The organism is Teichococcus aerofrigidensis, from assembly GCF_054073225.1.
Window position 1 is genome coordinate 12,472 of record NZ_JBSXMU010000030.1, and the last position, 25,285, is coordinate 37,756.

General features: G+C 65.2%; 22 protein-coding genes. 6 read left to right on the forward strand and 16 right to left on the reverse strand.

The window, feature by feature from the left end; all coding sequences use genetic code 11:
- Positions 1 to 67: 67 nt before the first annotated feature.
- Genes ACVMLK_RS09000 through ACVMLK_RS09015 form a run of 4 tightly spaced genes read right to left on the reverse strand, consistent with a single transcriptional unit; the run spans position 68 to position 5,242 of the window.
- Positions 68 to 1,318 carry a glycosyltransferase gene (locus ACVMLK_RS09000; protein ID WP_422926120.1) on the reverse strand — a complete coding sequence of 417 codons (1,251 nt, stop codon included), beginning with the start codon at positions 1,316 to 1,318 and terminating at the stop codon, positions 68 to 70.
- Positions 1,315 to 3,036 carry an FAD-dependent oxidoreductase gene (locus ACVMLK_RS09005; protein WP_198368220.1) on the reverse strand — a complete coding sequence of 574 codons (1,722 nt, stop codon included), beginning with the start codon at positions 3,034 to 3,036 and terminating at the stop codon, positions 1,315 to 1,317. The genes ACVMLK_RS09000 and ACVMLK_RS09005 overlap by 4 nt, the downstream gene beginning before the upstream one ends.
- Positions 3,033 to 3,914 (reverse strand): aldo/keto reductase, encoded by an 882-nt coding sequence (locus tag ACVMLK_RS09010; protein ID WP_457486216.1) that lies wholly within the window; start codon positions 3,912 to 3,914, stop codon positions 3,033 to 3,035. The genes ACVMLK_RS09005 and ACVMLK_RS09010 overlap by 4 nt, the downstream gene beginning before the upstream one ends.
- 2 nt (positions 3,915 to 3,916) lie before the next feature.
- Entirely contained in the window at positions 3,917 to 5,242 is a 1,326-nt protein-coding gene (locus tag ACVMLK_RS09015; RefSeq protein ID WP_198368222.1) for a hypothetical protein, read from the reverse strand.
- A 543-nt stretch (positions 5,243 to 5,785) separates the two neighbouring features.
- Between ACVMLK_RS09015 and ACVMLK_RS09020 the strand changes: the two genes are divergently transcribed.
- Positions 5,786 to 7,963: a GumC family protein gene (locus ACVMLK_RS09020; protein WP_198368223.1), complete on the forward strand. Its 2,178-nt coding sequence runs from the start codon at positions 5,786 to 5,788 to the stop codon at positions 7,961 to 7,963.
- A gap of 111 nt (positions 7,964 to 8,074) precedes the next feature.
- On the opposite strand, the gene ACVMLK_RS09025 is transcribed toward ACVMLK_RS09020, so the two are convergent.
- The 7 genes from ACVMLK_RS09025 to rfbF all read right to left on the reverse strand — a co-directional run bounded on the left by ACVMLK_RS09025 (position 8,075) and on the right by rfbF (position 15,418).
- Positions 8,075 to 8,620, reverse strand: a complete 546-nt coding sequence (locus tag ACVMLK_RS09025; protein ID WP_232477471.1) for a polysaccharide biosynthesis/export family protein — start codon at positions 8,618 to 8,620, stop codon at positions 8,075 to 8,077.
- Between the two features lie 161 nt (positions 8,621 to 8,781).
- Positions 8,782 to 9,960, reverse strand: a complete 1,179-nt coding sequence (locus ACVMLK_RS09030; protein ID WP_457486217.1) for an outer membrane beta-barrel protein — start codon at positions 9,958 to 9,960, stop codon at positions 8,782 to 8,784.
- Between the two features lie 371 nt (positions 9,961 to 10,331).
- Positions 10,332 to 11,216, reverse strand: a complete 885-nt coding sequence (locus tag ACVMLK_RS09035) for a replication protein RepA (RefSeq protein WP_232477472.1) — start codon at positions 11,214 to 11,216, stop codon at positions 10,332 to 10,334.
- A gap of 420 nt (positions 11,217 to 11,636) precedes the next feature.
- Positions 11,637 to 12,923, reverse strand: coding sequence for an NAD(P)H-dependent oxidoreductase (locus ACVMLK_RS09040; RefSeq protein WP_457486218.1), 1,287 nt, complete (start codon positions 12,921 to 12,923; stop codon positions 11,637 to 11,639).
- 17 nt (positions 12,924 to 12,940) lie between these two features.
- Positions 12,941 to 13,507, reverse strand: coding sequence for a dTDP-4-dehydrorhamnose 3,5-epimerase (gene rfbC, locus ACVMLK_RS09045; RefSeq protein WP_198368227.1), 567 nt, complete (start codon positions 13,505 to 13,507; stop codon positions 12,941 to 12,943).
- Positions 13,504 to 14,565: an NAD-dependent epimerase/dehydratase family protein gene (locus ACVMLK_RS09050; protein ID WP_198368228.1), complete on the reverse strand. Its 1,062-nt coding sequence runs from the start codon at positions 14,563 to 14,565 to the stop codon at positions 13,504 to 13,506. The genes rfbC and ACVMLK_RS09050 overlap by 4 nt, the downstream gene beginning before the upstream one ends.
- 7 nt (positions 14,566 to 14,572) lie before the next feature.
- Complete coding sequence (gene rfbF, locus ACVMLK_RS09055; protein WP_457486219.1) at positions 14,573 to 15,418, reverse strand: glucose-1-phosphate cytidylyltransferase; 846 nt, start codon at positions 15,416 to 15,418, stop codon at positions 14,573 to 14,575.
- Positions 15,419 to 15,715: 297 nt separating this feature from the next.
- Here rfbF and ACVMLK_RS09060 point away from each other — a divergent pair, with 297 nt between their 5' ends.
- Both ACVMLK_RS09060 and ACVMLK_RS09065 read left to right on the forward strand, forming a co-directional pair.
- Positions 15,716 to 16,624, forward strand: coding sequence for a glycosyltransferase family 2 protein (locus ACVMLK_RS09060; RefSeq protein ID WP_422926089.1), 909 nt, complete (start codon positions 15,716 to 15,718; stop codon positions 16,622 to 16,624).
- Between the two features lie 523 nt (positions 16,625 to 17,147).
- On the forward strand, positions 17,148 to 18,161 hold the full coding sequence (locus tag ACVMLK_RS09065) for a glycosyltransferase family 2 protein (protein ID WP_198368230.1): 1,014 nt from the start codon (positions 17,148 to 17,150) through the stop codon (positions 18,159 to 18,161).
- 29 nt (positions 18,162 to 18,190) lie between these two features.
- On the opposite strand, the gene ACVMLK_RS09070 is transcribed toward ACVMLK_RS09065, so the two are convergent.
- Both ACVMLK_RS09070 and ACVMLK_RS09075 read right to left on the reverse strand, forming a co-directional pair.
- Entirely contained in the window at positions 18,191 to 19,690 is a 1,500-nt protein-coding gene (locus ACVMLK_RS09070) for a lipopolysaccharide biosynthesis protein (RefSeq protein ID WP_198368231.1), read from the reverse strand.
- A gap of 156 nt (positions 19,691 to 19,846) precedes the next feature.
- Positions 19,847 to 20,530 (reverse strand): sugar transferase, encoded by a 684-nt coding sequence (locus ACVMLK_RS09075; RefSeq protein ID WP_457486220.1) that lies wholly within the window; start codon positions 20,528 to 20,530, stop codon positions 19,847 to 19,849.
- A gap of 435 nt (positions 20,531 to 20,965) precedes the next feature.
- On the opposite strand from ACVMLK_RS09075, the gene ACVMLK_RS09080 reads away from it, so the two are divergent.
- From ACVMLK_RS09080 to ACVMLK_RS09090, 3 genes are all read left to right on the forward strand, one after another.
- Positions 20,966 to 21,727: a recombinase family protein gene (locus tag ACVMLK_RS09080; RefSeq protein WP_422926094.1), complete on the forward strand. Its 762-nt coding sequence runs from the start codon at positions 20,966 to 20,968 to the stop codon at positions 21,725 to 21,727.
- Between the two features lie 72 nt (positions 21,728 to 21,799).
- Positions 21,800 to 22,438 carry a ParA family protein gene (locus ACVMLK_RS09085; RefSeq protein ID WP_198368234.1) on the forward strand — a complete coding sequence of 213 codons (639 nt, stop codon included), beginning with the start codon at positions 21,800 to 21,802 and terminating at the stop codon, positions 22,436 to 22,438.
- Between the two features lie 28 nt (positions 22,439 to 22,466).
- Positions 22,467 to 22,736, forward strand: a complete 270-nt coding sequence (locus ACVMLK_RS09090) for a hypothetical protein (RefSeq protein ID WP_198368235.1) — start codon at positions 22,467 to 22,469, stop codon at positions 22,734 to 22,736.
- 240 nt (positions 22,737 to 22,976) lie between these two features.
- On the opposite strand, the gene ACVMLK_RS09095 is transcribed toward ACVMLK_RS09090, so the two are convergent.
- The 3 genes from ACVMLK_RS09095 to ACVMLK_RS09105 form a co-directional block, all read right to left on the reverse strand.
- A complete protein-coding gene (locus tag ACVMLK_RS09095) occupies positions 22,977 to 23,711 on the reverse strand; it encodes a response regulator transcription factor (RefSeq protein WP_198368236.1) in 735 nt (244 codons plus the stop codon).
- Between the two features lie 159 nt (positions 23,712 to 23,870).
- Positions 23,871 to 24,833 carry a hypothetical protein gene (locus tag ACVMLK_RS09100; RefSeq protein ID WP_422926100.1) on the reverse strand — a complete coding sequence of 321 codons (963 nt, stop codon included), beginning with the start codon at positions 24,831 to 24,833 and terminating at the stop codon, positions 23,871 to 23,873.
- A gap of 81 nt (positions 24,834 to 24,914) precedes the next feature.
- Entirely contained in the window at positions 24,915 to 25,163 is a 249-nt protein-coding gene (locus tag ACVMLK_RS09105; RefSeq protein ID WP_198368238.1) for an acyl carrier protein, read from the reverse strand.
- Positions 25,164 to 25,285: the final 122 nt, after the last annotated feature.

The window sequence follows — 25,285 nt, forward strand, 5'->3', positions numbered from 1 at the left end:
GCGCCACCCTGTCAGGCTTCATTCTCTATCACTCTGCACAAATTGCTGTCCCGCCTGACAGCCCGGATCAGGCTTTGCCGGTGTCGATGGCCTGGCCCAATGAACTGTAAGTCTTTGTCTGTTTTGCCGCAGATCGCAGCGGAGCGCCACGACGCTCCTCAATGGCCTCCAGCAGCAGGCGGCCCCGATCGGCCCAGTCGAAGGCATCCGCAGCCGCGGCGAAGGCGCGCTCCTGCCAGGCATTGAGCTGCGCAGGCTGGTCGATGACGGCCTGGACACGCCGCAGCAGGCCATCCAGCTCCGGCTCCAGCAGCATCTCCGCCTGCACCTCCGGCGGCAGGCCGCTGGCGCAGGCCGAGAGCGCCGCCACGGGCACGCGGTTGAAGATGTATTCCAGCAGCTTCATCTTGAAGCCGCCGCCGATCGGCTCGGCCAGCACCGCCATCCGGGCGGCCGCCAGATGCGGCGCCGGATCCTCGACGAAGCCGGTGAAGCGGGCCGCCTGGTAGCGGCCCTCGAGCGTGCGCCGGAAATCCTCCGGCATGTCGCCGACCACGCGGATCTCGATCCCCGCCCGGGCCAGAATCGGATCGGCCTTGTCCAGGAAGATGCGCAGATTGGCCTGCTTGGCGGACCAGCGGTAGGAGCCGAAGAGCACCACGGCGCGCGGCGTCTCCGGCCCGATCCGGCGGGCGGCCACCCGCGTGCCGTCATAGCCCGGCACCAGGGTCAGCACCCGGGCGGCCGGCGCATCGGCGGCGAAGAGCGCCGCATCGGCCTCGGTGATGGTGGTGACGAGGTGGCTGTTGCGCGCGATCCAGCGTTCGAAATGCCGGGTCTTGAGGTAGTTCTGCCCCAGATAGAGCCGCTTGCCGAGGGAGGCGGTGGCATCGCGCCACTGCATCCCGGTCACGCTCGCCTCATGGTCATGGGTGACGAAGACGAAGGTCGGATCGCCGGCGAAGAGATGCCGGTGCCGCAGCGCCCAGCCCATCCCGTACTGGTCCACCACCACGGCCTGCCAGGGACCCTTCCGGGCCAGCTCGCCCAGCGCCGCGCGATAGGCCGGCACGTCATGGCGCGCCGCCACCAGGGGCATGGGGCTGGCCAGGGCCGACAGGCGCCCGCGCGGCTGGCCCGGCACGACATGCCAGGTGATGCCGGACATCGGCTGGGGCGGCACCTCGGCGGCGAAGCCGGCGAAGGTCACCTCCGCCCCCGCATGTCCCAGGGCGCCCGCCAGCTTGGCGGTATAGATCCGGTCTCCTGCCGTCCAGGGAAAGGGCAGGGTCCGGGCGAGCCAGAGGCAACGGGTCATGCGGCGATCTCCGGGACAGCGCGGAAGCCGGGCGCCTCGTCCCGTGCCGAGAGCTGCTGGATGTGGTCCGCCAGCCGCAGCGCCAGGGCGACGATGGTCAGGGTCGGGTTCGCGTGGCTGCTGGTCGGGAAGACGGCGGAGCTGGCCACGAAGAGATTCGGCACGCCATGCACGGCGCAATCGGCGTCGACCACGCCGTCCCGCACCGTCTCCGCCATGCGCGCCGTGCCGATGTGATGGCCACCGACCGGGGTGGAGGCCCGCACCTCGGCCTCGATCGTGGCATCGTCGAATTCCAGCTCGGCGCAGCCGGAGCGGGCGAAGGCGGCGCGCGCCACCTTCATGCCGCGCACCAGGCTGTCGATGTCCTGCGGGTGCAGCCGCCAGTCCACCTTCAGCCGCGGCATGCCATGCGCATCGCGCGCCGTGGCCAGGGTCACGCGGCTGTCGGGATTGGGGATCTGCTCGGCATTGACGTCCAGCGGATAGCGCCCGTCCCGCGCGCGCACCACAACGAAGGGCAGCTTGCGGCTGGCGAAGGTGCGCTTGCGCAGCCAGGCCTGGCCGAAGCGCAGCACACCAGGGGAATCCCGCAGCACATTGGTGGCGTGGGAGAACCAGAAGCGGCCATCCCGCACCATCTTGCCACGGTTGGCGATCTCGATGGTCGCCAGCTTGCGCCGGTATTCGGGCAGGATGGCGTCCTTCACCAGATACATGGCCGAGAGCACGCCACTGCCATGCGCCGGATCGGCGATGAGCGGATAGTGCAGACGGAAGATGGTGTTCAGCAGCCCCTCGCGCCGCTGCGCCTCGGCGGAGAAGGAGAATTTGCGGCGGACATAGACGCCGTCCTCCGTCATCTCGAAATCCAGCGCGACCGGCCGGTCGGAAGGGCGCAGGCGCAGCCGGCCGAGCGTGTTCTCGGCATGACACATGTAGTAGCGGCCGAGCGCTCCGCCGGCATTGCCCAGCCCGCCACGGCGGCTGCCGTCGGAGGCCATCAGCAGGCGCGGCACCTCCAGCCCGCCGGAGGCCAGCACGTAATGCCGGGCCCGCACGGTGAAGCCGCGCCCCGGCGCACTGGCGCCTTCCAGCCGCTGCACCGGCCCGTCGCCCTCCGGCGTCACCAGACGGAGCGCCTGGGCGTTCAGCAGGATGCGGACCGCGGGCGCGGCGGCGAGGCGGGCGAAGGTGGACTTGCCGAAGTCTGTGGGCCGGCTGAAGCGCTCCAGCCGCGAGGCGACGATATCGGGATCGCTGAAGCCTTCGATGGTCGGCGGCGCGGCGGGACCGAGCGCCTCCGACACGTCATAGGCATAGGCCCCGGCCTCGCACAGCTCCTGCGCCCGGGGATAGTAGGCGGCCAGATCCCTCCAGGCGATCGGCCAGCCGCTCATCGGCACCCAGGGGCGCCGCTCCAGGTCGATCGGGTCATAGGGCACGCAGCGCCCTCCCCAGATGGCCGTGGCGCCGCCCAGCACGCGGCGGCGGTACATGTGCGGCGGGGAATGCGACGAGCCCTCGGCGACCTCGCCGTTCAGCCCTTCCTGTGCCGCGGCGTCGAACTTGCGGCCACCGGCCTCCAGCACCAGCACGGACAGGCCGCTCCCCTCCAGCGCGCTGGCCAGGGAGAGGCCGGCCGCGCCACCTCCGACGATGCAGAGATCCGCCTCCAACTCCACACCGGGAGTCAGGGACAAGGCGTCGAGGATCATGCCGAGGTCTCCAGGGGCCGCGAGGGCGGCGAGGTGATGGAGCGGGCCGCCTCCACGGCCTCATCCAGGTGCCGGGCCGAGGTGGTGCCGACCAGCGCCACGGACCGTTCGAACTGCAAGGCCACCCGCAGGGCCGCTGCGCGAGCCGCGGCATCGCCCGCCTGTCCCGCGAAGATCTCGCGCAGCATCAGGCCGATACCCTGGCCCGCAGCCTGCGTCAGGGCCGGGCGCATGGCCTGGGCCACGTCCAGGGGCAGTTGCAGGGCCGCGACCGAGGGCAGGCGCAGCGCCTCCCGGGCCGCCGCGCCGTCATCGCAGGAGATGCCCCAGGCGCGCAGCTTGCCGGCCTGCACCAGGCGGTCGAGCAACTCGAAGGGCGCGCCCTGGCGGATGGCCTCGGCCGAGGGGCTGTGCAGCAGGAAGAGATCGATCCGCTCGATGCGCAGGCGCCGCAGGCTGGCCTCGACCGCATTTTGCAGATGCGCCGGGGAGTAGTCGCGCGGCAGCGGCGCGGCCCGCCGGCTGGCGATGGTGCCCCGCAGGCCAGGCAGGCGGTGGACCAGTTGGCGCAGCGGCGACTTGGCCAGGGCAACGACACGCTGCGTGGCGGTGAAGCGCTGGCCGGCCTTGGTGACGATGGTCACCTCATCCCGCCGCCCCGCCAGGGCGCGGCCGATCAGCCGCTCGCTCTCCCCCTGGCCATAGATATTGGCGGTGTCGAAGAGCGTCACGCCGGCATCCAGCGCATGGCGAAGCAGGGCCTCGGCCGCTGCCCCGCCGCAACCGCTCAGGGTCGATCCGAGGCGGCTGCAACCGAGGCCGAGGATGGAGGCGGACAAGCCGCTACGATCGCCCAGGAAGGTCACGGGCAGACTCAAGGTCATAGGGCAGGCCTGGTGCTAAGGGGCGCCCAACCGGGCGGCGTGGAATCCTGAACCGCCGCCGGCCGCTTGGGCAGGACGCAGAAGATCAGGATCAGGATCTGCAGCCGGGGGTCGAGCAGCATGCCGCCGAAGGTCATGTAGCCGATCAGCATCGCGGTGCTGATCCAGCCCGAGGGGCTGGCCCGGAACAGGGCGGTCAGGAAGAACGGCCAGAAGACCGCCGAGCCCAGCAGGCCATACTCGAACAGGATCTTGGCCCAGGCCGGATCATGCGCCTCGTAGGGCACCAGCTTGGCATGCTGGGCATAGGAGCCCGGCCCCAGGCCGAAGAGAACATCCTGCGCCGAGGAGAGCAGGAACTGGCCGATCAGCCAGGCGCCGGCGATGAAGCGGGCCGTGGCGCTGGAATTGTCGCTGCCGAACTCGTTGATCCGGTTGAGCAAGGCATCGGCGTTCCACAAGCCGCCCGTGACCAGGGCCAGGACACCCACCGCCGCCATGGCCGCGATGGCGCCATAGGCCCGACGATGCAGCAGCACCCAGGGCAGCAGGAACAGCAACAGGATCAGGCCGGTGCCGGAATAGGAGGTAGGCAGGGCGATGAAATAGAGCAGCAGGCGCCAGGTGGCACCGAAGAACAGCAGCTCCAGAATGATGGCAATCGCCAGATACTGGGAGAACGTCGATGGTTCGAGCAGGAAGAAGCCATTGCTCTTGAAGTAGGGCGAATCCCAGGTCAGGGGATTGGCCGTGTTGAAGTTCGGCAGCAGGAATTCCTTCGGAACAATGTTGCTGAAGGTGAAAAGATCCGCCGAATTCATGAAGAACTGCGCCACATACTGCGCCACACCCAGGACCGCGCAGACCAGAACCATCTTCTGAAAGGCCCGGACGCAGCCCTCCAGCACGCCCTCCGGGGAGCGCAGCGAGAAAATGAAGGGCGCATAGATAATGAGCATCAAGGCCATGGAGGGCACCGAGGCGGCGCCCGCATTCATCGCCAGGCTGAGCGAAACCACCGTGGCCAGGACGAAGAACATCGCCGTCCGGACCGGATCGAGCACGAAGGCGCCGCGCAAGGCCAGAAGCAGCATGACCACCAGGGTCACGATCAGGTTCAGGGCGATGCTGTCGTCGCCTGCCGGCAGCCCGAAGCGCTGCAGGAAGATCGAGGCGAAGAGCGCGACCATCAGGCAGCGCCGGACGAAGGCGGCCTCCGCCGTCTCTCGCGAGGCCGCCTGTTCCGGCTCCTCGCCGAACGACAGGGCAGGCCCGGTTGGGAAGACTGGCTCCGAAGCGTCCAGCCGCAGGGGCGACATCATGATCAGCTCACACAGCCAGAGAAAACGACGGAAAGGCCTGAGCGCGGCTTCCGCTCTGCTTGCTGCACCGCGAAGAGAGGTTTACGAAACCTCCCAAATCCCATGGCGGTGTCCTACAGCAGGCCGGTATCGGGAGCCAAGCCTGACCCAGGGCCGTGCCGGAGGGGGAACAACCGGCGAGGCGGGCAGGAGCAGACGAGGCCATGGCGAACTTCCCCCGAAGCGAACGGAGCCCAGAGGACGGCGCCCAGAGCGAGAGCATGCCACCTCCAGGCAGGCGTCAGAAGTATCCGACGGGGTGGCGACGAGCACCGTCGGTGTGAATACACCAGAAAATGGTCTACTGATCCTCTTAATGGTGCATTTTCTCAACCGCGAGCCACTTTTATGTGAGCAATGCACGATTATTTGGACAATCGCGAGGCTCGTGGTTATGGAAAGATGCACCTGGTGGCCAGAGCTCGTCGCCTCTTCCGGCGCCTCGCCGATGCCCAAGGGCTGGCACCCTTAAGTTTCTGATGTGGCCTTCATGAGGCAGAACGTATGCGCCTGACAGACCTTCTGAGCCTTCTCTGGCGACGCAAGCTGGCCTTGGCCACTGCCGCCGTCATCACTGGCCTGCTGGGCTTCGTGATCACCAAGTCGCTGCCGATCCGCTATTCGAGCGAGGGTCTGCTGCTGGTCGAAAGCCGGGATCAGAGCATTCCCGAGCTCAACCAGGCGGCTTCCCTCAATACGCCCGGCCTGCAGCGCATCACCACGGAGGCGGATATCCTGCGCTCGCGCCGCCTGGCCGAGCAGGTGGTTCGCGACCTCGGCCTCGAGAATGCGCCGGAGCCGCCCAGCCGTGGCCTCGCCGCCCTCTTCGCCCCGGTCGGCGCCTGGCTGCGGGGTGTCGCCGCCGATATCGACGCCTGGCGCATCGCCCTGCTGGGCGAGAGCACCGACCCCGCTCTGGCCGACCGCCCGGTCGACAGCATGAGCCTGGCGGTCGAGAATCTGCAGCGCTACCTCTCGATCGGCACCGCCGCCAACAGCAATGTCGTCGCCGTCCGCTTCTCCTCGCCCTTCCCGGACGAGGCCGCGAAGGTCGTGAACACGCTGATGAACCGCTACATCGAACTCGAGGTGGCGGCGAAGCGGGACACCACCCTGCAGGCCAATGAGTGGCTGACCTCCCGGCTGGAGACGCTGCGCCGCGAGGTCGAGGAGGCGGATCAGAGGATTCAGGCCTTCCGCCGCGAGACCGGCCTGCTGGAGACCTCCCAGGGCTCGGTCAGCACCCTGCAGATGAACGAGCAGCAGGCCCGCGTCGCGATGGCGCGTCAGGAACTCTCCCGCGCCCAGGCCGCGCTCGACAGCGCGCTGCGCTCCGGCCAGCGGGGCAGCGCCTCCAGCGAGGTGCTGGGCTCTCTGGTGATCCAGAGCCTGCGCGACCGCGAGGCGGAGATCGGCCAGCGCGCCGCCACCCTGGCGCAGCGACTGGGCGCGCGGCATCCCGAGCGCCTGGCCGTGGAGGCCGAGCTGCGCGACATCCAGCGGCAGATTGGCAACGAGACCGGCAAGATCGTCTCCTCGCTCCGCCGCGAGGTGGACGCCGCCCGCGCCCGCCTGTCCGATGCCCAGGAGCAACTGAACAGCTCGATGACCACGGCCCGCAGCGGCGCCGAGAACGAGGTCGTTCTGGCGCAACTGACGCGCGAGGCCGATGCCAAGCGGCAGATCTACCAGGCCTTCCTGACCCGCACCGAGCAGACCCGCCTGGCCTCGGCGCAGTTCCCCGCGGCGCGCGTGATCTCGCCGGCGGTGGAGCCCTTCCGTCCGAACGGCCCGCCAGCCTCCGTGGTCGCCGCCTTCAGCGCCTTCATCGGCTTCTTCCTGCTCGCCGGCATCCTGGTCCTGCGCCGCATGGCCCATGGCACGATCAGCACGGTGCAGGACCTGGTCTCGCTGACGGGCGTGCAGAACGCCGGCAGCCTGCCGGCGCTCGGCCGCGGCCGCCGCCGGCGCATGCCGGCCCTGGTGCTCGATCAGAGCCAGTCCGGCATCGCCGAGACGCTGCGTGCCCTGCGGCTGACCATGCAGTCGGTCGCCGGCGGCGGGCCGGCCAATACGGTGCTGGTCACCTCCTCGGCCATCGGCGACGGCAAGAGCACCGTCGCGGCCTCGCTGGCGCGGCTATCCGCCGCCGACGGGCTGCGGGTGCTGCTGCTGGAGACCGACATGCGCCGCCCGCAGATGTCCTCGACCTTCGGCGCCCCCTGGGCCGGCCGCAGCATCGAGGCTGTCCTCTCGGGCGAGACGCGCTTCGAGGATGCGGTGCAGGTGGATGAGCGCTCGGGCCTGCACACCCTGCTCTCGGACCGTTCCTCGCCGCATCCGCAGGCGCTGATCGAATCCCGTCAGTTCGCCGAGCTGATCAACCGGGCCCGCCGCGAATACCATCTGGTGATCCTGGACAGCCCGCCGATCATGCGTGTGGCCGATGCCGTGGTGTTGGCCCAGCACAGCGACGCCGTGCTCTTCGCTGTCGGCTGGGAGCGCACCTCCCGCACCGTGGTGATGGAGGCGATGCGCCGCCTGCCACGCTCGATGCGGGCCCGCATGGCGACCGTGCTGACCCGGGTGCGGCCGGGCCGTCTGGACCCGCTGGGCTATTACGAGGGCTATGCCAAGAGCGCCTCGCCCGACCTGAAGCGGCTGCCGGCGCCCGGCGCCTGATCCCGGAACGCCTGCCGTTCGCGCATGGAAAACCCCGGAACCTTTCGGTTCCGGGGTTTTTCGTGGCCGATGTGAAGGCCGCCGGGTGCTACCCCGGCGGCATCCATGGTGTCAGAAGCGGCGCTCGAAGACGGTCACCACATCGCCCGGCTGCAGCACCGACTGGCGGTCGCCGCGGAACTCCCGCGCGACGCCATCCTCGCCCAGGCGGGTGATGGAGACGTAATCGGTGACGGCGCGATAGTTGAAGCCGCCCACCACGGCCACGGCGGAGAGGACCGTCATGCCGGGCTGGTAGGGAGTCTGGCCGCCACGCTCGACCATGCCCAGCACGAAGATCGGACGGTATTCCTGGACCTCGACCGCGACCGAGGGGTCATTGAACAGGTTGCGGCTGCGCATGCTGCGCGCGATCGCCGTTTCGGCCTGGGTGGTCGTCAGCCCGGCCACCGGAATGGCGCCGACCAGCGGCAGCGCCACGGTGCCGGTATCGGTGATGCGAAACTCGCCGGTCAGGCGCGGATCGTTGAAGACCGTGACGCGCAGCTGGTCGCCCGCCCCGAGCCTATAGGCGCCCGCCGTGGTCTCCGGCAGCGGCGGCAGGTTGGCGCCGGGCGTGGCGCAGGCGGCCACCAGCAACGACAGGCCCAGCACCATTCCGCGCAGCGCACGAGGGCCAGCGGCAGTCAAGAAAGCAGGGCGAGACATGGGGCACTCCCGGAATAGAGAATTCTTGAGAAAAGCATGACACTGTATCAAAGACTGTCACGCCGGTGAACGCACGTCACATTGAAGCGGCCACGCTCGAGGCCCCGCGACTACAAGGCGAAGCGCAGCCTGACTTGAAACTGGTTGATCCCGTATTCGCGCGCGCCATCCGGCGCCGAAAGGCGCTCCGTGTGCTGATAGCTGGCAAGCACCGACATGTTGCGGTTCAGCAGCCATTGCGCGCCGACCAGGACAATGCCGTCGGTGACATTGCCCTGCTGCGGATAGTCGCGATGCTCGGCCCGCAGCTCACCGGTGACGATGACGTTGCGCAGAAGCTCATGGTCGACAGTGAGCCGTCCCTGGGTGCGCGTATAGCTGACGTTGCTGGCGCGGATGGATTCCTCGATGGTGCGCGAAACCGCCAGGGTCGCCGTGGTCAGCTGCGTCGGCAGATAGGTCAGCTGGCCTTCGAATGCTGGCCCGCTTAACGTCTTCAATGTCGGGGAATCATAGGTCCGTTCACGGTAGCCGGCCAGCAGGCGGGCCTGCCAGAGGCCTGTCAGGTCGTAATTGATACCGGCCTGAACCTCCCAGGTGAAGGAATCCCGCCCGCTCTGGCCGGACTGCTGGTAGTTGATGTCCTGCAGGCGGACCAGGGTCAGGATCTCGCGGCCCTCGACAATGCTGTAAGCCGCCTGGACCTCGCCTAGGATCGTGTCGTAGTCATTGACATTGTTGAAAACGCGGACGCCGTTGACGTCCAAATTCTCATAGCGAATGGTCCTATATTCCGCGGTGCCGGTCAGGGCCAGGCGATTGAAGGCCGCGGTGCCACCGACCAGGAAGATGTCGCTGTCATAGGGGATGGGCTCGTTCAGGCCGCCGGCCTGCACGTCGAAATTGTCCACCTCGAGATGCGAGCGGGTGTGCGTGTAGCTGGCTCGCAGAGATGAGGCCCGGCCGATATCGTAGCGGCCGGCGATGCCGACGCTGAAGTCGTTCCAGTTCTGATTGCTGTTGCTGAAGTGCTGCCGGCTCGATTGCGAGGCGGTCAGGCCCAGCGCATGCCGCGTCCAGAAGCTGTTGGCCGAGACATTGACGGTCTGCGCGAAGAAGCCGTCTTCCACGTCCTCGCCCGTGCCGGGCTGCAGGTTGTCGTCATAGCCCACGCCGGCCTCCACCGCGCCGTCGAGGCGGAAGCCGGAGAGGCGCACGCCAGCCGGATCGTAATCGGGCCGCGGCCGGGACCGGACGGTGACGCCACGCTGGGTGTCCTGCGGGCTCATGGTCTGCGGTGGCTCAGGGGCCGATTGGGCGTGAGCAGGCGCGGCCATTCCAGCCATTGCGGCCGGAATGGCGAGAGCCACCAGACCGTGCAGACAGGAGGCACGCCATGATGGGAAGGGCCGGAGAGAAGGGGCGGCAGTGTCTGCCTTCCTGCCGGCGACGTTCTTCTTCTGCAGACGCATTCAGAGGGCCCTACCCAATCTCGTTCTCTCCCGCATCCCTATGCATGCGGCATGGGATTGTCCCATGAAAACCCACCGGATCAAGCCTTTGCCGCACGTCCCGCGAGAGTGTCGATACAACCGTTGCTTTTCTGCACGCACCTTGCCGACGGCCGCTCAATGCCTTTGCGCGCCATACGACTGGGGGGTTAACTCCGGGCCACGCTGACCAGTCTTTGCGAAACGGGCGGTCGCGACGGATGCAGGAGGACACCTTCATCAGTCAGTTCCACCCGCGCTTCCGGATAGGCCGCGACAGCAGGAGCAAGGGACTTCCTGAAATCTCTCTTGAAGGTATGCAGTTCTGAATAGCTGGAGCCAAACTGATCCCTCAGGGCGGTCCAGCGCACTGGCGTCGGACCGCGTAGCGTGTGCAGCCTGTAGGCGAGCCAGATGTAGAGATCGAGGCTGGCGCTGCGATTGCCGAGTTCGCGCAATGCGGTCTCCTGCAACGGCACCGGATGCTGGCGCATGGCATCGAAGAAAACCTCATCAAGAACCACGCGGTCATCCCACATCTCGGTCTGACGGAGATCCTCGCCCTGCTCCGAGAAGCGCAGGCCGGAACGCACGAAGCGGCCCGCCGCCCAGCCTTCCGTGCCCTCACCCTCCCAGAAGAATTTCAGGCTGCAAGCGGCGATCCGCGCCGCCTGCTCGCGCAATGCCTTGCCCGTCTCGCCGCCCCAGGAAAGACCCATGCGACCCAGCCAATCCCGCATGGAGCGGCCCAGCTCGACCTCGCGGCTGTTTGTCCTGGCGGCCTGGGTCTGCAGGTAGAGCAGGATCATCCTGGCTCTGGCGCCATACGGGACGCCATGCAGTTTCGGCGCGCCACGGGCCAGCCTGAGACGACCGGGCTCCACCAGCAGCGTGACGCGGTGCCCCCGCTTCTCCCAGGCGCTGTCATCGGGGAGCCGCTTGTGGGGCAGGGATGTCAGGCAGAAGCCCGTATAAGTAATCCCAATGCGGCTGGCATCATCAGCCAGGACCTCCGCAGCGATATCCACCAGGGCCTTGCGCTCCGGAGGGACCATGGCGCGCGCCTGATCCCTGCCATGGAGTAGGACCAAGTGGCGTACACCATGCGCTGCATCTTCCTGCATGGCCCTCTCTGCCAAAGCTTGGCCCTAGTTGCCGGGAGAGGATGGCTGCCGTCAATGGGGGGATAACTCCGGTCTCTATGTAGTTAACTAGTAGATTCTTATTAGTTGAATCCGGAGTTATCCCCCCGGGATAAGCCCACTTTTCGGAGTTAACCCCCCAATTCCCGGAGTTAACCCCCTGGGATAGATGCCTTGTCCTGTGGATAATTCCTGACCGTCCGGAAGGGTCGGAGTTATCCCCCCGGGACAATGTGGGCGAATCGGGCATGGTCTACCGGCCCCGGAAAACCGAAGGGCGCGGCCCCTTCGGAGCCGCGCCCTGAATGTTCTCGACAGCGCCCGGCGACGTCGTCAGGCCGCGTAGAGCACGTCCTGCTCGGAGCGCAGCCGATCGATCATCCGGCCTTCCGGAATCTCGACGTCGTCATAAGTCAGCACCGCATCCTTCGGGACATCGCGCTTCAGCGTACAGCCGAAGGCCAAACCCATCGGCAGCAAACCCTCACGACGCGAGGTCGCGTAATCTTCGCACTGGCCGTAACTCATGTAGCCGCCCAGGGCATCGATCGTCTCGCCCGCCTTCAGATTGATCTTGGCGGTGGTGATGACATCGACGCGGGGGCCATCGATCGGCTGGATGACCGGATCCTGGCACAGCACGACTCGCGCCACGGAAAGCGGCACCTCGAAATGGCAGAGGTGATAGGGCGTGTAGAAACTGTAGAGTGGCCCGGTGCCCAGCTTGTACAGGTTCAGGTAGTGCTTCTGCTTGGGATCGTCATGCGTGGCCAGGACATAGACGCCAGGGCCCGGCTTGCTGCCGACGACATAGTCGACGACGCCCCCCTTCTCCCGCAGCATGTCGATGTCGTAGGACTTGGTCAGTTCATCGACATGGCCGGCATGGTTGAGGCCGATCATGCCGCGCCGGGCCACCGTCATGCCCGTGGCATTGGCGACGATCGCCTGCTCGAAGCTGATCTTGGTGCCATCCGCGAAGCTGGTCACCATGTAGGGATCCTGCCCCCATTGGGCGGCAAAGCCGGCCTGGGTGGTCGGATTGCGGTAGGGATCCTGCAGCCCCTTGATATTGCCGCAAACCAGCGGCGTCAGGCCGATGGAAACCACGAAGCGGTAGAGATTCATCTGCACGCCGGGCTGGTCGCCGTCGCAGCCCGTAAAGATGACACCCGCCGCATCGGCCTTGCGCTTGAGCAGGGGCCCGACCGTCGCATCGAGCTCGGCATTCATCGAGACCATGTGCTTGCGGTTCTCGATGGCCGCCAGGGTGATGGCGGCGCCGTATTCGATGGCGCCGGTGGCATCGATCAGGCAATCCAGGTCCGGATTGCGGCAGAGCAGCAGCGGATCCTGGGTGATGGCGGCCCGGCCCTGGCGGATGCAATCGGCCAGGGCATCATCGGTCTCCACCACCGCGATATCGGTGACGCCGGCCTGCTCGAAGGCCAGGCGGGCCTTGTCGAGGCTGCGATTGCAGATCACCGCCAGCGTCATGCCCGGGACCGAGTTGACGATCTGGTTGGTGACGCCCTTGGCCATGAAGCCGGCCCCGAACATGCCGACCAGGACCGGCTTGCCGGAAGCCTCGCGCTGCCGCAGCAGCCTGTCATAGATCATGATGGTTCTCTCAGCGCCTAGCGCAGGCCGCGCAGTTGCTCGACCCCGTGGAAATCGGGATCGAAGGCCGGCCAGTTGAGGTCCTTCTCGGAGGCGATCTCCGGCTGCAGCGGCCACTCGATGCCGAGATGCGGATCGTTGTAGCGCAGGCCACGCTCACCGCCGGGCATATAGGGGTCGCTGACCATGTAGAAGGCTTCGGTGTTGTCGCGCAGGGTGATGAAACCATGCGCGAAACCCCGGGGGACATAGAGCATCTTGCGGTTCTCGGCGCTCAGCTCGACGCCGAACCACTTCCCCTCGCTGGGTGAGCCGGGGCGCAGATCGACGATGACGTCGAACAGCGCACCCTGAAGGCAGCGCACCAGCTTCACCTCCGCGGCCGGCGGAAGCTGGTAATGCATGCCGCGCAGCGTGCCCTTGCGGAGGCTCAGGGAGTTGTTCACCTGAGCGTAGCGGCTGACCAGCCCCGCTTTGGCGAACTCGTCCTCGCAGAAGGCCCGGGCGAAGAAGCCGCGGTCGTCGTGCCGCGGCTCGATCTCGATCACATAGGCGTCCTGCAGCGGGGTCTTGCTGAAGATCATGCCGGCACCCGGTGACGCTGCTCCAGATTCTCGTTCACCGAGCCGGAATTGATGTGCCGCTCCAGCGTCACCAGGCGGATGGCCGGCGACTTGCGGTAGTCGCGATCGGCGAAGCCCTGCTCCTTCAGCCGGTCCCGCAATTCGGCGATGGCGCCGTCCAGCGTCTCCTGCGGCTGATGGTCCGGGGCGAGTTCCGCGTAAAGCGAGAAGTCGACCTTGTAGGAGCGCTTGTCCGGGGGGGCCTCGGTCGCGATGGAAACCTTGGCCTCCGGAAGAGCCCGGCCAACCGCCTCCGCCAGATCCCGCACCTGATAATTCCAGCGTGCCGAGCCGACATTGACAGTCAGGAACTTGCCGCCATTGTCCGGCGAGCGCTGCACGGCCCATTCGATGGCTCGCGCCATGTCGCGCACATGGATCAGCGGCCGCCAGGGCGTGCCATCGCTGAGCACGCTGACTTCGCCATTGGCCAGGGCGCCGGCGACGAAATCATTCAGCACCAGGTCCAAACGCAGCCGCGGCGACATGCCGCAGGCGGTCGCGAAGCGCAGGCAGCTGATGACCATGCCGCTGTTGTCGAGAGCGCGGAGGGAGTCCTCGGTCGCGATCTTGGACCGGGCATAGGCCGTCAGGGGGTTGAGCGTGTCACTTTCCACCCGGGCGCGGCCCTCGGAGGCGAAGCCATAGACGCTGCAGCTCGAGGCGAAGACGAAATGGCCGACACCGGCTTCCGCCGCCGCCTTGGCGACCTTGACGCTGGCACGGTGGTTGATCTCGTCCGTCACCGCCTCGAAGCGCTGCCCCATCGGATCGTTCGAAATGGCGGCCAGATGCACCACCGCATCGAAGCCCCGCAGATCTTCCGTGGTGATGTCGCGGACATCGCCGAAGCGCTGCTCATTCAGCAGGGTTTCGGGCAGCGGATCGCGGGTGGTCAGGCAATGGCCGAACCAGCCGGTATCATGGCCGACGAGATAGGCTTCCGGAAATGTCTCGCGCAGACGCGCCACGACGACGGGGCCGACATAGCCCATATTGCCGGTGATCAGGATACGCATTGGGTGTTCAGCCCTTCCACACGCGCCAGGGAGCCTTGCCAGAGGCCCAGAGGCCTTCCAGATGACTGCGGTCGCGAATTGTGTCCATCGGATGCCAGAAACCGTGATGCTGATAGACTGACATCTGGTTGTCAGCCACCAGGCGCTCGATCGGCGCGTCCTCCCAGACCGTGTCGTCGCCCTCGATATACTCGCCAACCTTCGGGCTCAGCACGAAATAACCGCCATTGATGAAGCCGCCATCGCCCTGGATCTTCTCCTTGAAGGCCTTGACGCGGTTGCCTTCCAGGCTGAGGGCGCCGAAGCGACCGGCGGGCTGGGTCGCCGTCAGCGTCGCCAAGCGGCCTTCCTGCCTGTGCAACGCGATGGTCGCGGTGATATCGACATCGCCGACACCATCGCCATAGGTCAGGCAGAAGGCTTCCTCATTGGCCACATAGGGCAGGATCCGCTTGATCCGGCCACCGGTCATGCTGTTCTCGCCCGTTTCGACCAGCGTCACACGCCAGGGTTCCGCCCGGGCGTTGTGCACCTCCATGGAGTTCCTCTCGAAGTCGAAGGTGACATCAGACATATACATGAAATAGTTTTTAAAATACTCTTTAATGACGTTCCCGCGGTATCCGAGGCAGACAATGAAATCATTGATGCCATGAGCGCTGTAGATTTTCATGATATGCCAAAGGATCGGGCGCCCGCCGATCTCAACCATTGGCTTTGGCCTGATGCTGGTCTCTTCTGCGAGCCGAGTACCCAGTCCGCCAGCCAGGATTACCGCTTTCATCTTCGACGCCCTTGCGACCACAGGAAGGTTGAGGAGCCACAGGATCTGCGACCCGGAGAGGTTGCCCAAATCTGCGGCGCGCGTACAAATTTGTACAGCTCACGACGCGATGCGTAAAAATTGCAAAAAAGCTTTTTTATTTAAAATGACAATGTTGAGATTGATGCGTTCCACGCGGCCCTGGCCGGCCCCTCCTGGGGTGGCGGCCAAGCTGGCGGCTCGTTTCCCTTACCGGCTTCACAATCCCGAAAATGCATTCGCCTTTCGCTTGTATGCGTCGCAAAAAAGCGAGAGAGAGTAAGTTATAAGGACTTCGGTCTCGCCCCTTCCACCCGGGCCTACCCGGGTACAACGATGAGCAGCAGCATGGACAAGACTCAGATCACCATCGGTATGCCCGTCCGCAACGGGGGTGATCAGATCAGGGTCGCGATTGATTCCTTGCTGGCGCAGACCCACAGCGACATCAAGCTGGTCATTTCCGACAATTGTTCGACCGACGACACGCTCGAGATCTGCCGCGCCTATGCCGAGCGCGACCCCCGTGTCATCGTTCATGCTCAGGAAAAGAACCTGGGAATTTGCGGTAACTTCCGCTTTGTCCTCATGCAGGCCGATACGCCCTATTTCATGTGGGCCTGCCATGACGACATCTGGGAGCCCGAATTCGCCGAGCGCAACCTGCAGAACCTTCTGGCAAATCCCGGGGCCGTGGCCAGCACCTCCCGGGTCGCCATGGTCTCCGTGGACGGCAGCCGCGCCCTCTCCAACGGCACCTACCCGCTGCAGGGCGATGCCCGGGAGCGCCTGGTCCGCTTCTTCTGGGATCCTGGCGAGGTATCCCGCTTCTATGGTGTCTTCCGCACTGAGCCGCTGAAGCGCAGCTTCCCCGAGGATATCGATGTCTTCGGCTATGACTGGATCGTCATGGCCCTCAACCTGCTCGAGGGTGAGCATCTTGAGTTGCCGGAAATTCTGCTGGCGCGCGAGGATCATAGCGAGGACCACTATCATCGGACCCTGGTCCGCAAGGAGCCGCGCCGCCTGCACCGCTGGATGCCGCACCTGGGGATGATGCAGGTTCTGCGGCGAAAGCTGCCGCCGGAATTGTGGCAGGCCTGCCGCGCCCGGGTGCTTCGCCGGAACATGATTCAATCCCTGATGTATGCAAAGTACCGTGTTCCGGCCGTGGCGCCGCTGGTCAAAGGTCTCTCCGCCCTGGAAAGGAGCAGGCTTCGTCTGCGCAAGCCCGGGCGGCTGGAGATCAGCGGCTAACTCCTCCTATTGGACCGGTTACAGGCTCGACTTAAACCAAGGGTAGGCTTACGATTTATACCACTCGCCAAATGGTCGAATCTTCTTCCTGATACGCTCCGTCGGCGCTACTGTCTTTCCTCGAGATATTCATGCGAGAAGTGCAATTGCCGGGGTGAAAACCCCTGGCCGCTGCCAATATCCCCGTATGAAGATCTCGATATGAAAGAGGCGGGATCATGTCGCTGATATCGCAGTCGCCTACCCAGCTGACGCGGCAGAATCAGAGTCATAGCCTGGAAGTAAACTTCCCGGACCTGGAAGATGCGGCGGAATCCGAATCTTCGCCCGCAAGAGGGATCTTGATCGGCTTCGCCTTCTCCTTGCTGATATGGGCAGGGATATTCGGATTCTTCTTCAGGTAGTTTCGGCGCTCCTTCCTGTACTTTCTTGAAGAAGCGGCCTTAATTTCCTGAGGTAGGCCTTGTAAAGTGGCGTCTGCATTGGTTTGACGTGACCATTTTCATGCAGGAGCCAGGGCGTAATGCACAGCCCATCGGGGACGGGACGTCCCTTTGTCAGCATCGCTGTCCCCGTCCTGAATGAAGAACACTATATCACCGCCTGTCTTTCCTCCCTTCTGGTCCAACTGGATCCGCAGCAGGGCGAAATCCTGGTTCTCGACGGCGGTAGCACGGATCGCACCTGCGAAATCGTTGAGGAGATGCAGCGGAAGCATCCGCACATCCGCCTGCTTCACAACCCTGCCCGCCTGCAATCCGCCGCCGTCAATCTGGCCGCCCGTGTCGCATCGCCCGAAAGCAGGATCCTGCTCCGCGCCGATGCCCATGCCTGGTATCCGGCTGACTTCCTGCAACGCGTCGTCACCGCACTTCAGGAGCAGCGGGCGACCTCGGTGGTGGTGCCCATGATCACCGCCGGAAATGGCGCCATGCAGGAGGCCATCGCCGCGGCGCAGAACAGTCGCTTCGGAAATGGCGGCTCGGCCCACCGCATCCGACCGGCGTCGCAGTGGGTCGAACACGGGCATCATGCCGCCTTTGACCGTGACTTCTTCCTGTCCATCGGAGGCTACGACGAAAGCTTCACCCACAACGAGGATGCAGAGTTGGACCATCGGGCGATCGCAGCCGGTGGTCGCATCTGGCTCTGCGCCGAGGCTCCGATCACGTACTTTCCGCGCAAGGACCTTCTGTCCCTGGCCCGGCAGTATATGCGGCATGGCGGCGGCAGGGCGCGAACCCTGGTCAAGCATCACCTGACACCCAAGCCGCGGCAGATGGCGCCCGTCATCGCCTTGCTGGGGAGTGTGATGGGGCTGCTCATCGCCCCCTGGTTTCCGGCCGCTCTTCTCCTGCCCCTCGCCTATGCCGGCCTTTGCCTGGGATGGGGGGCCTGGATGGCGTGGCGCACCGGCAAGGCCTCGTTGCTGGCCGCCGGCCCCGCCGCGATGACGATGCATCTGGCCTGGGGATGGGGATTCCTGCGCAGCCTGTTCCGCCACAAAGGCGCCCTGCGCCGGCAACCGCAATCCTGATCAACAGGCGGCCATTCTCAAACGGACTCTCAGGCCTGCTGGCCGGTCATCCGGCGCGGCAAGGCCAGCAGATGGGGGCGCAAGGCATTGCTGGCCAGGACGCCGGCCAGCAGCGCGATGCCAGAGGCCGCAACGGCCGTGATGAGGCGCGCCGGCAAGGACGCGAAGGCCTCCAGGGGCAGCCTTGCCAGCTCATAGCAGACCGCAATGACGAGCAATTGGGGCAGGACGCTGACACTGACCCAATGCAGCGCCTGGCCACGCAGCCTTTGGCGGAAAGCGGTCCGGGTGAACAGAAAGAAGGCCAGCAGATTGGTGGCGGCCAGGCAGACCGCCGGCAGGACAACGCCATAGAGGGGCGTCAGCAGCAGGATGGCGGGCAGATAGAAGGCGCCGCAGATCAGGTTGATCTTCAAGGCGGTCACGGGATCGCCTTCCGCCATCTGAAGCGCATGGGAGGGGCGGCACAGACCGCCCAGCGCATAGGCGATGGCCAGGATCGCCAGGACCGGCGCGAAGTCACGCCCGGCGGACGGGTTGCCGCTCAACAGCTCCAGAAAGGCGCCGCCGAAGAAAACCAGGGCCCCCGTGGCCGTCAGCATCAGCACGAAGGTTGCCTGCGAGATCGAGAAGAACAACTCCCGCAACTCAGCACCACGCTCGGCGCTGACATAGGCTGACATGCGGGGAAAGGCGGCGGTGATCAATGGTGTGGTCAGCCGCACCATGGCGGAGCACATGGTGGCGACCAGCGAGTAGGTCCCGAAGACCGACAGCGGCAGGACAGCGCTGATCACCAGGGAGTCGGCAATCTGCACCATCGTTCCGGTGGCCGCGGAAGCCATGTTCGCCACGGCGAAGCGCATGGTGCGCCAGATCAGATCCATCTCCAGACGCTGCCGGCCGAAGGAAGATGGAACGTTGCGGCCAACTGCGATCGCGAAGGATGTCGTCTCCACCAGGCTGGCCGCGATCTGGCTCCAGAAAAAGGCTTCTGCCGTCGGGGCGACGAAGGCGAGCGCGCCGAGCCCGAGGCCGAGGCGCAGGAGGCCTGTGCCGATCAGGAGGAGATTGCACAGAACCTGCCGCTCCAGCCCTTCCAGCGTCGCCTGGAAGATGCCGCGCAGCCGTTGGACAGCGATGCCGACACCCATCAGGGTGATGGCCCACTGCACTTCGCCAGGGGTGATATGCTGCGGCCGTAGCCAATAGGCGGCGATCCATGGCGAAAGCAGCCAGATGGCCAGAGCCAGGACGACGGCAAGTCCTGTGTAGATCAGCGTGAAGTTGAAGACCAGGCTGCCGGTCCCGGAAGGGTTCTCAACCTGGTTTCGCGCCACCAGACGCGTCACCGTCTGGCCGAGGCCAGCATCGAAGATGGCAGCCGCCGTCAGCAGAACCGCGAAGAAGCCAATCAGGCCATACTGCTCGGCCCCTGCCAGACGGTAGCCGCCGAAAGCGATGCCTGCCTGCACGGCGAGGGAGACGGCCATACCGGAGAGGTTGGCAAGCACATTGCGCGCAATCATGACAGGCCCTCAGCACCCTTCACGCCGTGCTGCTTCCGCCGGTTGCGAAACCTGCAGGCATCTCGAACAGCCACAGGGCCGCGGCATGCCCTCTGCGGGCAGTCCTGCGACCAGGGCAAGCCTCGATCAGAACAAGTTGTCCGGCCGGACGCCGCTCTAGTAGGCGCCGCGCCGGACCAAGACCGCAGGCACGGTCTGCAGCAGGATCCGCAGATCCTGCCAGAGGGAGAACTCGCGCACGTAACGGCAGTCGAGGGCAACGCGCTCGGCATAAGTGGTGTCGCTACGGCCGCTGATCTGCCACAGACCCGTGATGCCCGGACGGACGGCGAGATAGCAGACCGCGGCAACGCCATAATGGTCCGTCAACTCCTCCTGCACCACCGGGCGGGGGCCCACCAGACTCATCTCCCCCCGCAGCACGTTGAAGAGCTGGGGCAACTCATCCAGGCTGGTCGCGCGAAGGAACTTCCCAATCCGCGTGACGCGCGGATCGCGCGGCAGCTTCCGGGAGGTCGCCCACATCTGAGCGGCTTCCGGATTGTTCACCAGCAGATCTTGCAGCACGGCCGCCGCATTGGGGACCATGCTGCGGAACTTCAGGCAACGAAAGCTTCGCCCCCCCTTGCCGACCCGCGAATGGCCAAACACCGCCGGACCACCATCCAGACAGACCGCGAGCGCAATCAGCAGGAATGCTGGCGAAAGGACAATAATTGCAAAAGACGACAGAATGATATCAAGGAAACGCTTGGCAGAATAATGCCAGCTTGGGCTGATTGACTTGGCCAGACCATAGGACTCGGCATGATCAATATGCAGCTCTGTCGAGTTCTGCATACGAATATTGTGTGGCCAATTCGTATGAGTCATGGCGCAACTCCGGTTACAAGCGGCCAGCGGCATTCAAACGCTTACGTCTCAAAATACACACAGAGCCCGCAGCATGAAGATTAATTTTGAATTTATTGCTGGAATGTCTCTCAACAGTTTGTGTTCTGAGAGTCCCACAGCCAATTCAAGACATTCGCGCTTTTTGTATACACGCTAAAGTTGTGTTCTCTGCGTGTTCTGATCCCTTGGTCCGCGGTGGCAGGAGATTCCGTCCCTGGGCTGCTGGTCAGGCTGTGCTCGCCTGTTGGGCCATGAGTCTGCACATAAGCCGTCATCGTCTCAGAGCGGCTATGCTGCGGCGCTTATAAACCATGAGAGTAAGCTTTTGAAACCACACTTCCGCGAAAGCACGCGTCGGGAGCTTTTGATGGCCCTAGCGTCATGACAGACCATCAAACCTTGGTTTGGCATCGTAAAATCGGGCCGGAAAGGGACGGCGCTCCCCGCTTCGTTGTCTATCTGCGGGTCTCCACGGAACGGCAGGGCCAGACCCGGCTGGGATTGCAGGCGCAGCGCGAATCTGTGGCGCGCCATCTGGCCATGACCGGTGGGCAGGTGCTGGAGGAGTTTGAGGAGGTGGAAAGCGGCCGCAGGAACGATCGGCCGCAACTGGCCATGGCCATGGCCAGTTGCCGTCGCCAGAAGGCCACGCTCCTGATTGCCAAACTTGATCGGCTGACCCGGAACGTTCGCTTCCTTCTGGAAGTGGTCGAGGGTGCGGGGGAGGCTGGCGTCGCCTTCTGCGATCTCCCTGCCCTCCCCCCCGGGCCGGTGGGCAAGTTCATGCTGACCCAGATGGCTGCGGTGGCAGAGTTGGAAGCGGGCCTGATTTCGCAGCGCACACGGGCGGCCCTCGCCGTCGCCAAGGCGCGCGGTGTCCGGCTGGGCAACCCTCAGCTGAGGCCCGGAACAGCTGAAACGGCGCGGCATGCCGCTCAGGCCCGGAGCCGGCAGGCCTCGCTTCGGGCGGCGGAGATCTGGCCCTATCTGGAGGAAGGGCGACAAGCGGGCGCCACCAGCCTGCAGGCCCAGGCGCAGGCGCTCAATGCGCGCGGCATCCCCACGCCGACGGGGCGCGGCCTCTGGTCCGCCACCCAGGTCCGAAGGATCCGGCTGTTGCGGGAGGAGGCGCTCAGGCGATAGGATCAAAGGAGAGAACCTTATAAGGTCATAAGGTCCTGTCCTCTTCAGGTTTCCGGCAGTGAAGGTGAACCGTTGCGCATCTATGCCTTGATCAGCCAGAAGGGGGGCGCTGGCAAAAGCATGCTGGCCAGGCAATTGGCAGTCCTGGCCGGTGAATCCGGCCGCAGCCTGCTGATCGACCGCGATCCGCAGGCCACATCCGGCAAGTGGTGGCAGCGGCGACAGATGCTTCAGCCCACCCCGGCCGAGCCGGATCTGCTGGACCTCGGCAACACCAGCCTGACCATGGCGGCGAAAGCCCTTGGCCGGCAGGAAGGAAGCGTCTTCATCGACACGCGCCCGGCGGTCACCGAACCGGAGGCGGAAGCGGCGCGGGTGGCGAATCTGGTTATCGTTCCTGTCCGTCCCTCTTCGGACGATCTGGAAGCGGTCGGGGAGACGCTGCGCATTCTTCGCCGCCTGGACCGGCGTGCCGTCCTGGTCATCAACGCCGCCAAGAATGAGATGCGCGCGCGGGACGCCAAGGCGGCCCTGTCACGCTATCCGGTGCCGGTCTGCCCGATCCATGTGGGCGACCGCGCCATCTATCTCGACGCCTCGCTGGAAGGCCGGGGCGTAGGGGAGATGAAGGGCGCCGCGGCGCGCGATGCCCATGCGGAGCTGCGTGCCATCTGGAACTGGATTCAGGACACTGCCCATGACCCGGACTAACAGGAAAGGCCGGTCCCTCGCTGAGGTCATGTCCTCCATCGAGGAGGATGAGAGGGTATCGCCGCCGGCGGAGACCGATGCCGCGGCCGCTCCCCGCCTGTCCGGTCCCGTCATTGTTCCCGTCAATATGCTGGTCACGCCGGAGGATCGTCACCGCCTGCGACAGCTCAGCCTCGATACCGGCCTCAGCCTGCAGAAGCTTGGACATGAGGCATGGAACCTGCTCCTGGCCAGGCGCGGCCTGCCTCCCCTGACCGGCGTTTCGGCCAACGTGCCCAGTGGCCGGAAAAGGTCATGACCTTACTTACTGTAAACCTTCATAGGTTCAAAGGCTGTAGGGGACTGACCGTGCCGCGCTCTTCCGCCCTCGGAGGCCCTTGACGGAGGAATTCGGCTCTCCGCGGCGTCCACAGGGATACCGAAACAAGTTCGCCCAGGGCCTGGAAGATCAGAACTCTCAGGCTTTCGAAGCCCGCCAGCCATTCCCGGCATTCATCTGGTGGATCCCACCTCATGACCTCATGAGGTTCTGACCTTTCTAGGCGACAGCCTGCTGATACACCGCAGCGAAGCCGGCCGCCTGGCCGTGCGGCTTCATGGCACCATGTTCCCGCAGGGCATAGCCTCGCCCCCAGACCGTCTCGATCAGATTGGCCGCACCGGCGCGAGCGAGCTTCTTGCGCAGATTGCAGACAAAGACGTCGATGATCTTCATCTCGGGTTCGTCGAGACCGCCATAAAGATGGTCGAGAAAGATCTGCTTGGTCAGCACCGACCCCTTGCGCAAGGCCAGCAGCTCCAGGATCGCATACTCCTTGCCGGTCAGGCTGATGCTTGCGCCGGACACCGTGACGGTTTGGGACACCAGGCAAAGCGAGAGCGGACCAATCTTCAGCGTCGATTGGCTATGACCCTTCGAGCGCCGAATGATCGCCTGGATCCGTGCCAGAAGCTCGGCAGGATCGAAAGGCGCCATCAGCACATCATCCGCGCCGAGCGCGAAGGCATGAAGCTTCTCCTGCGCATTCTGAGGCGCCATGAGCAGGAGCGCAGGCGTCCGGAGCTGAGCCTCGCGCAACTTCCTCAGTGCTTCTGTCCCGGTCATATCGGAGAGCGCCGGGCCGATCAGGATCAGATCGTGCTCGTAGAGACGAAGCATCTCCAGAGCTTCCTCTCCACCGCTGACCTGCTCCACCAGGATGGATGCCTTTCCGAGGAAGGATTTGGTCTCAAGGGAGTGACCGCCTTTTTCCTCGACCAGAAGCACGCGCATGCTGCCACCCAATTATGCAACCGATGCGTGTACACATGCGCGGATTCTATATCTGGTGTAAAGGAAATTCACTTTAGGGTGATGTAAGTTTATGGTCGGTAAACTATCCGTGCGATTTCTCTCAAAAAACCTTACTGATCTCCGGGCTTCCTCGCCCCATCATCCTTCTCGCGGCATCGGCGCTATGGGGCTCGCCGTCACGCCGCTGCCCAAGTTGAGAGCCTTGCCCAAGGCACGCGAGAAGTCATGGGCCGCCGACCAGCGGATATGGATGGCGTCGAAGAAGGCCTCACGACTGACGACCTGGGCCGCATCGCCATCCCAGTACTCTGCCTGTGTTCCGCGCAGGCTTTCGGTCATCTCGCGGCGGAAGGCGGCGAGGGTCTTTCCCTGCGGGTCGCCTTGCGCCTTCCAGTCGGGATGCAGAGGCGTGGACACGACCATCAGGCGCCGGCCTTCCTGTTGCAGGCGCACCGCCAGGCTGTTCAAGGCAGCGAAGCAGGCCGGATCGGGGCCACGGACCATGCTGTAGTACAGGCCGCGGTCGCCTTCCATGTCGAGCGGACCGCTGCCATAGCGGTCGAAGACCAGGGGATCGACCTTGTTGTGGCCCGAACGCTTGCCGGCGATCTCAATGGCGTTCCGGATCAGGGAACTCGGCGCGAAGTAGCGCAGATAGAAACGCCAGGGAGACGCCTGGGCGAAGACATAGGCATCGGCATCCTCGCGGTTGAACACCTCCGCCGCGCTCTTCGAGCAATTCTCGAAGTCCTGCGGCGAGGCGATCATGACCACCTCCCGGATGGAACGGTTCCGGTCCAGCAGCCAGTTCGCCGCGAAGACGCTCTGATGCGCGGCAAGCCCACAGAAGGCGCCGTTGAGCGGCGCGATGCCCGGCGCCTGCTGGATCACCGCCTCGCCATCGAAATGGCGCCAGGCCACGGAGGAGCCCACCACCAGCAGGTTCGGCGATCGTTGCGGCGGATGATTCCGGTGAAATGCCAGCTTCTCGTCGACGCAAAGCGAGTTGGAAAAGGCGGGCGGAGGCAGGTTGCCGGTGGCTTGCAGGGTGAAGAGGATGGCGTAGAAGCCCATCAGCGCCGCCGCGGCGCTGCCCAGCACGGTCAGGATGTAGCGGGGCGAGACCGCGGGGGCCTCTCCCCCCTCCGGTCCCTGCTGGTCCCTTGGCGGCGCCGACATGGCTCAGCGTCCTTCCTTCTTGCGGGCGATCAGCTGCACGAAGTCGCCGACATCGTGCAGGCTCTCGAGCTCGGCCGTGCGGAAGCGGACGCCGAAGCGCACTTCCGCCGCCACCACCAGGTTCACATGCGCCTGGCTGTCCCAGCCGGGAACGTCCGCCGCCGTGGTCTTGGGCGTCAGGGTGATGCCGTCATCGTCGAAGACATCCTGAAACACTTCGGTCAGCGCGGAATAGATCTCGGCCTCGGTCATGCGGCTTCCACTTCGATGAAATGTGTGAGGGTCTGGGCGGCCCCCAGTTCGTAGCGCCAGAAGGTCGCGCCCGGCGCGGCGCCGGCGGGCGCGGGGAGGGGGGCGCAGCCCCGGCGGGCCTA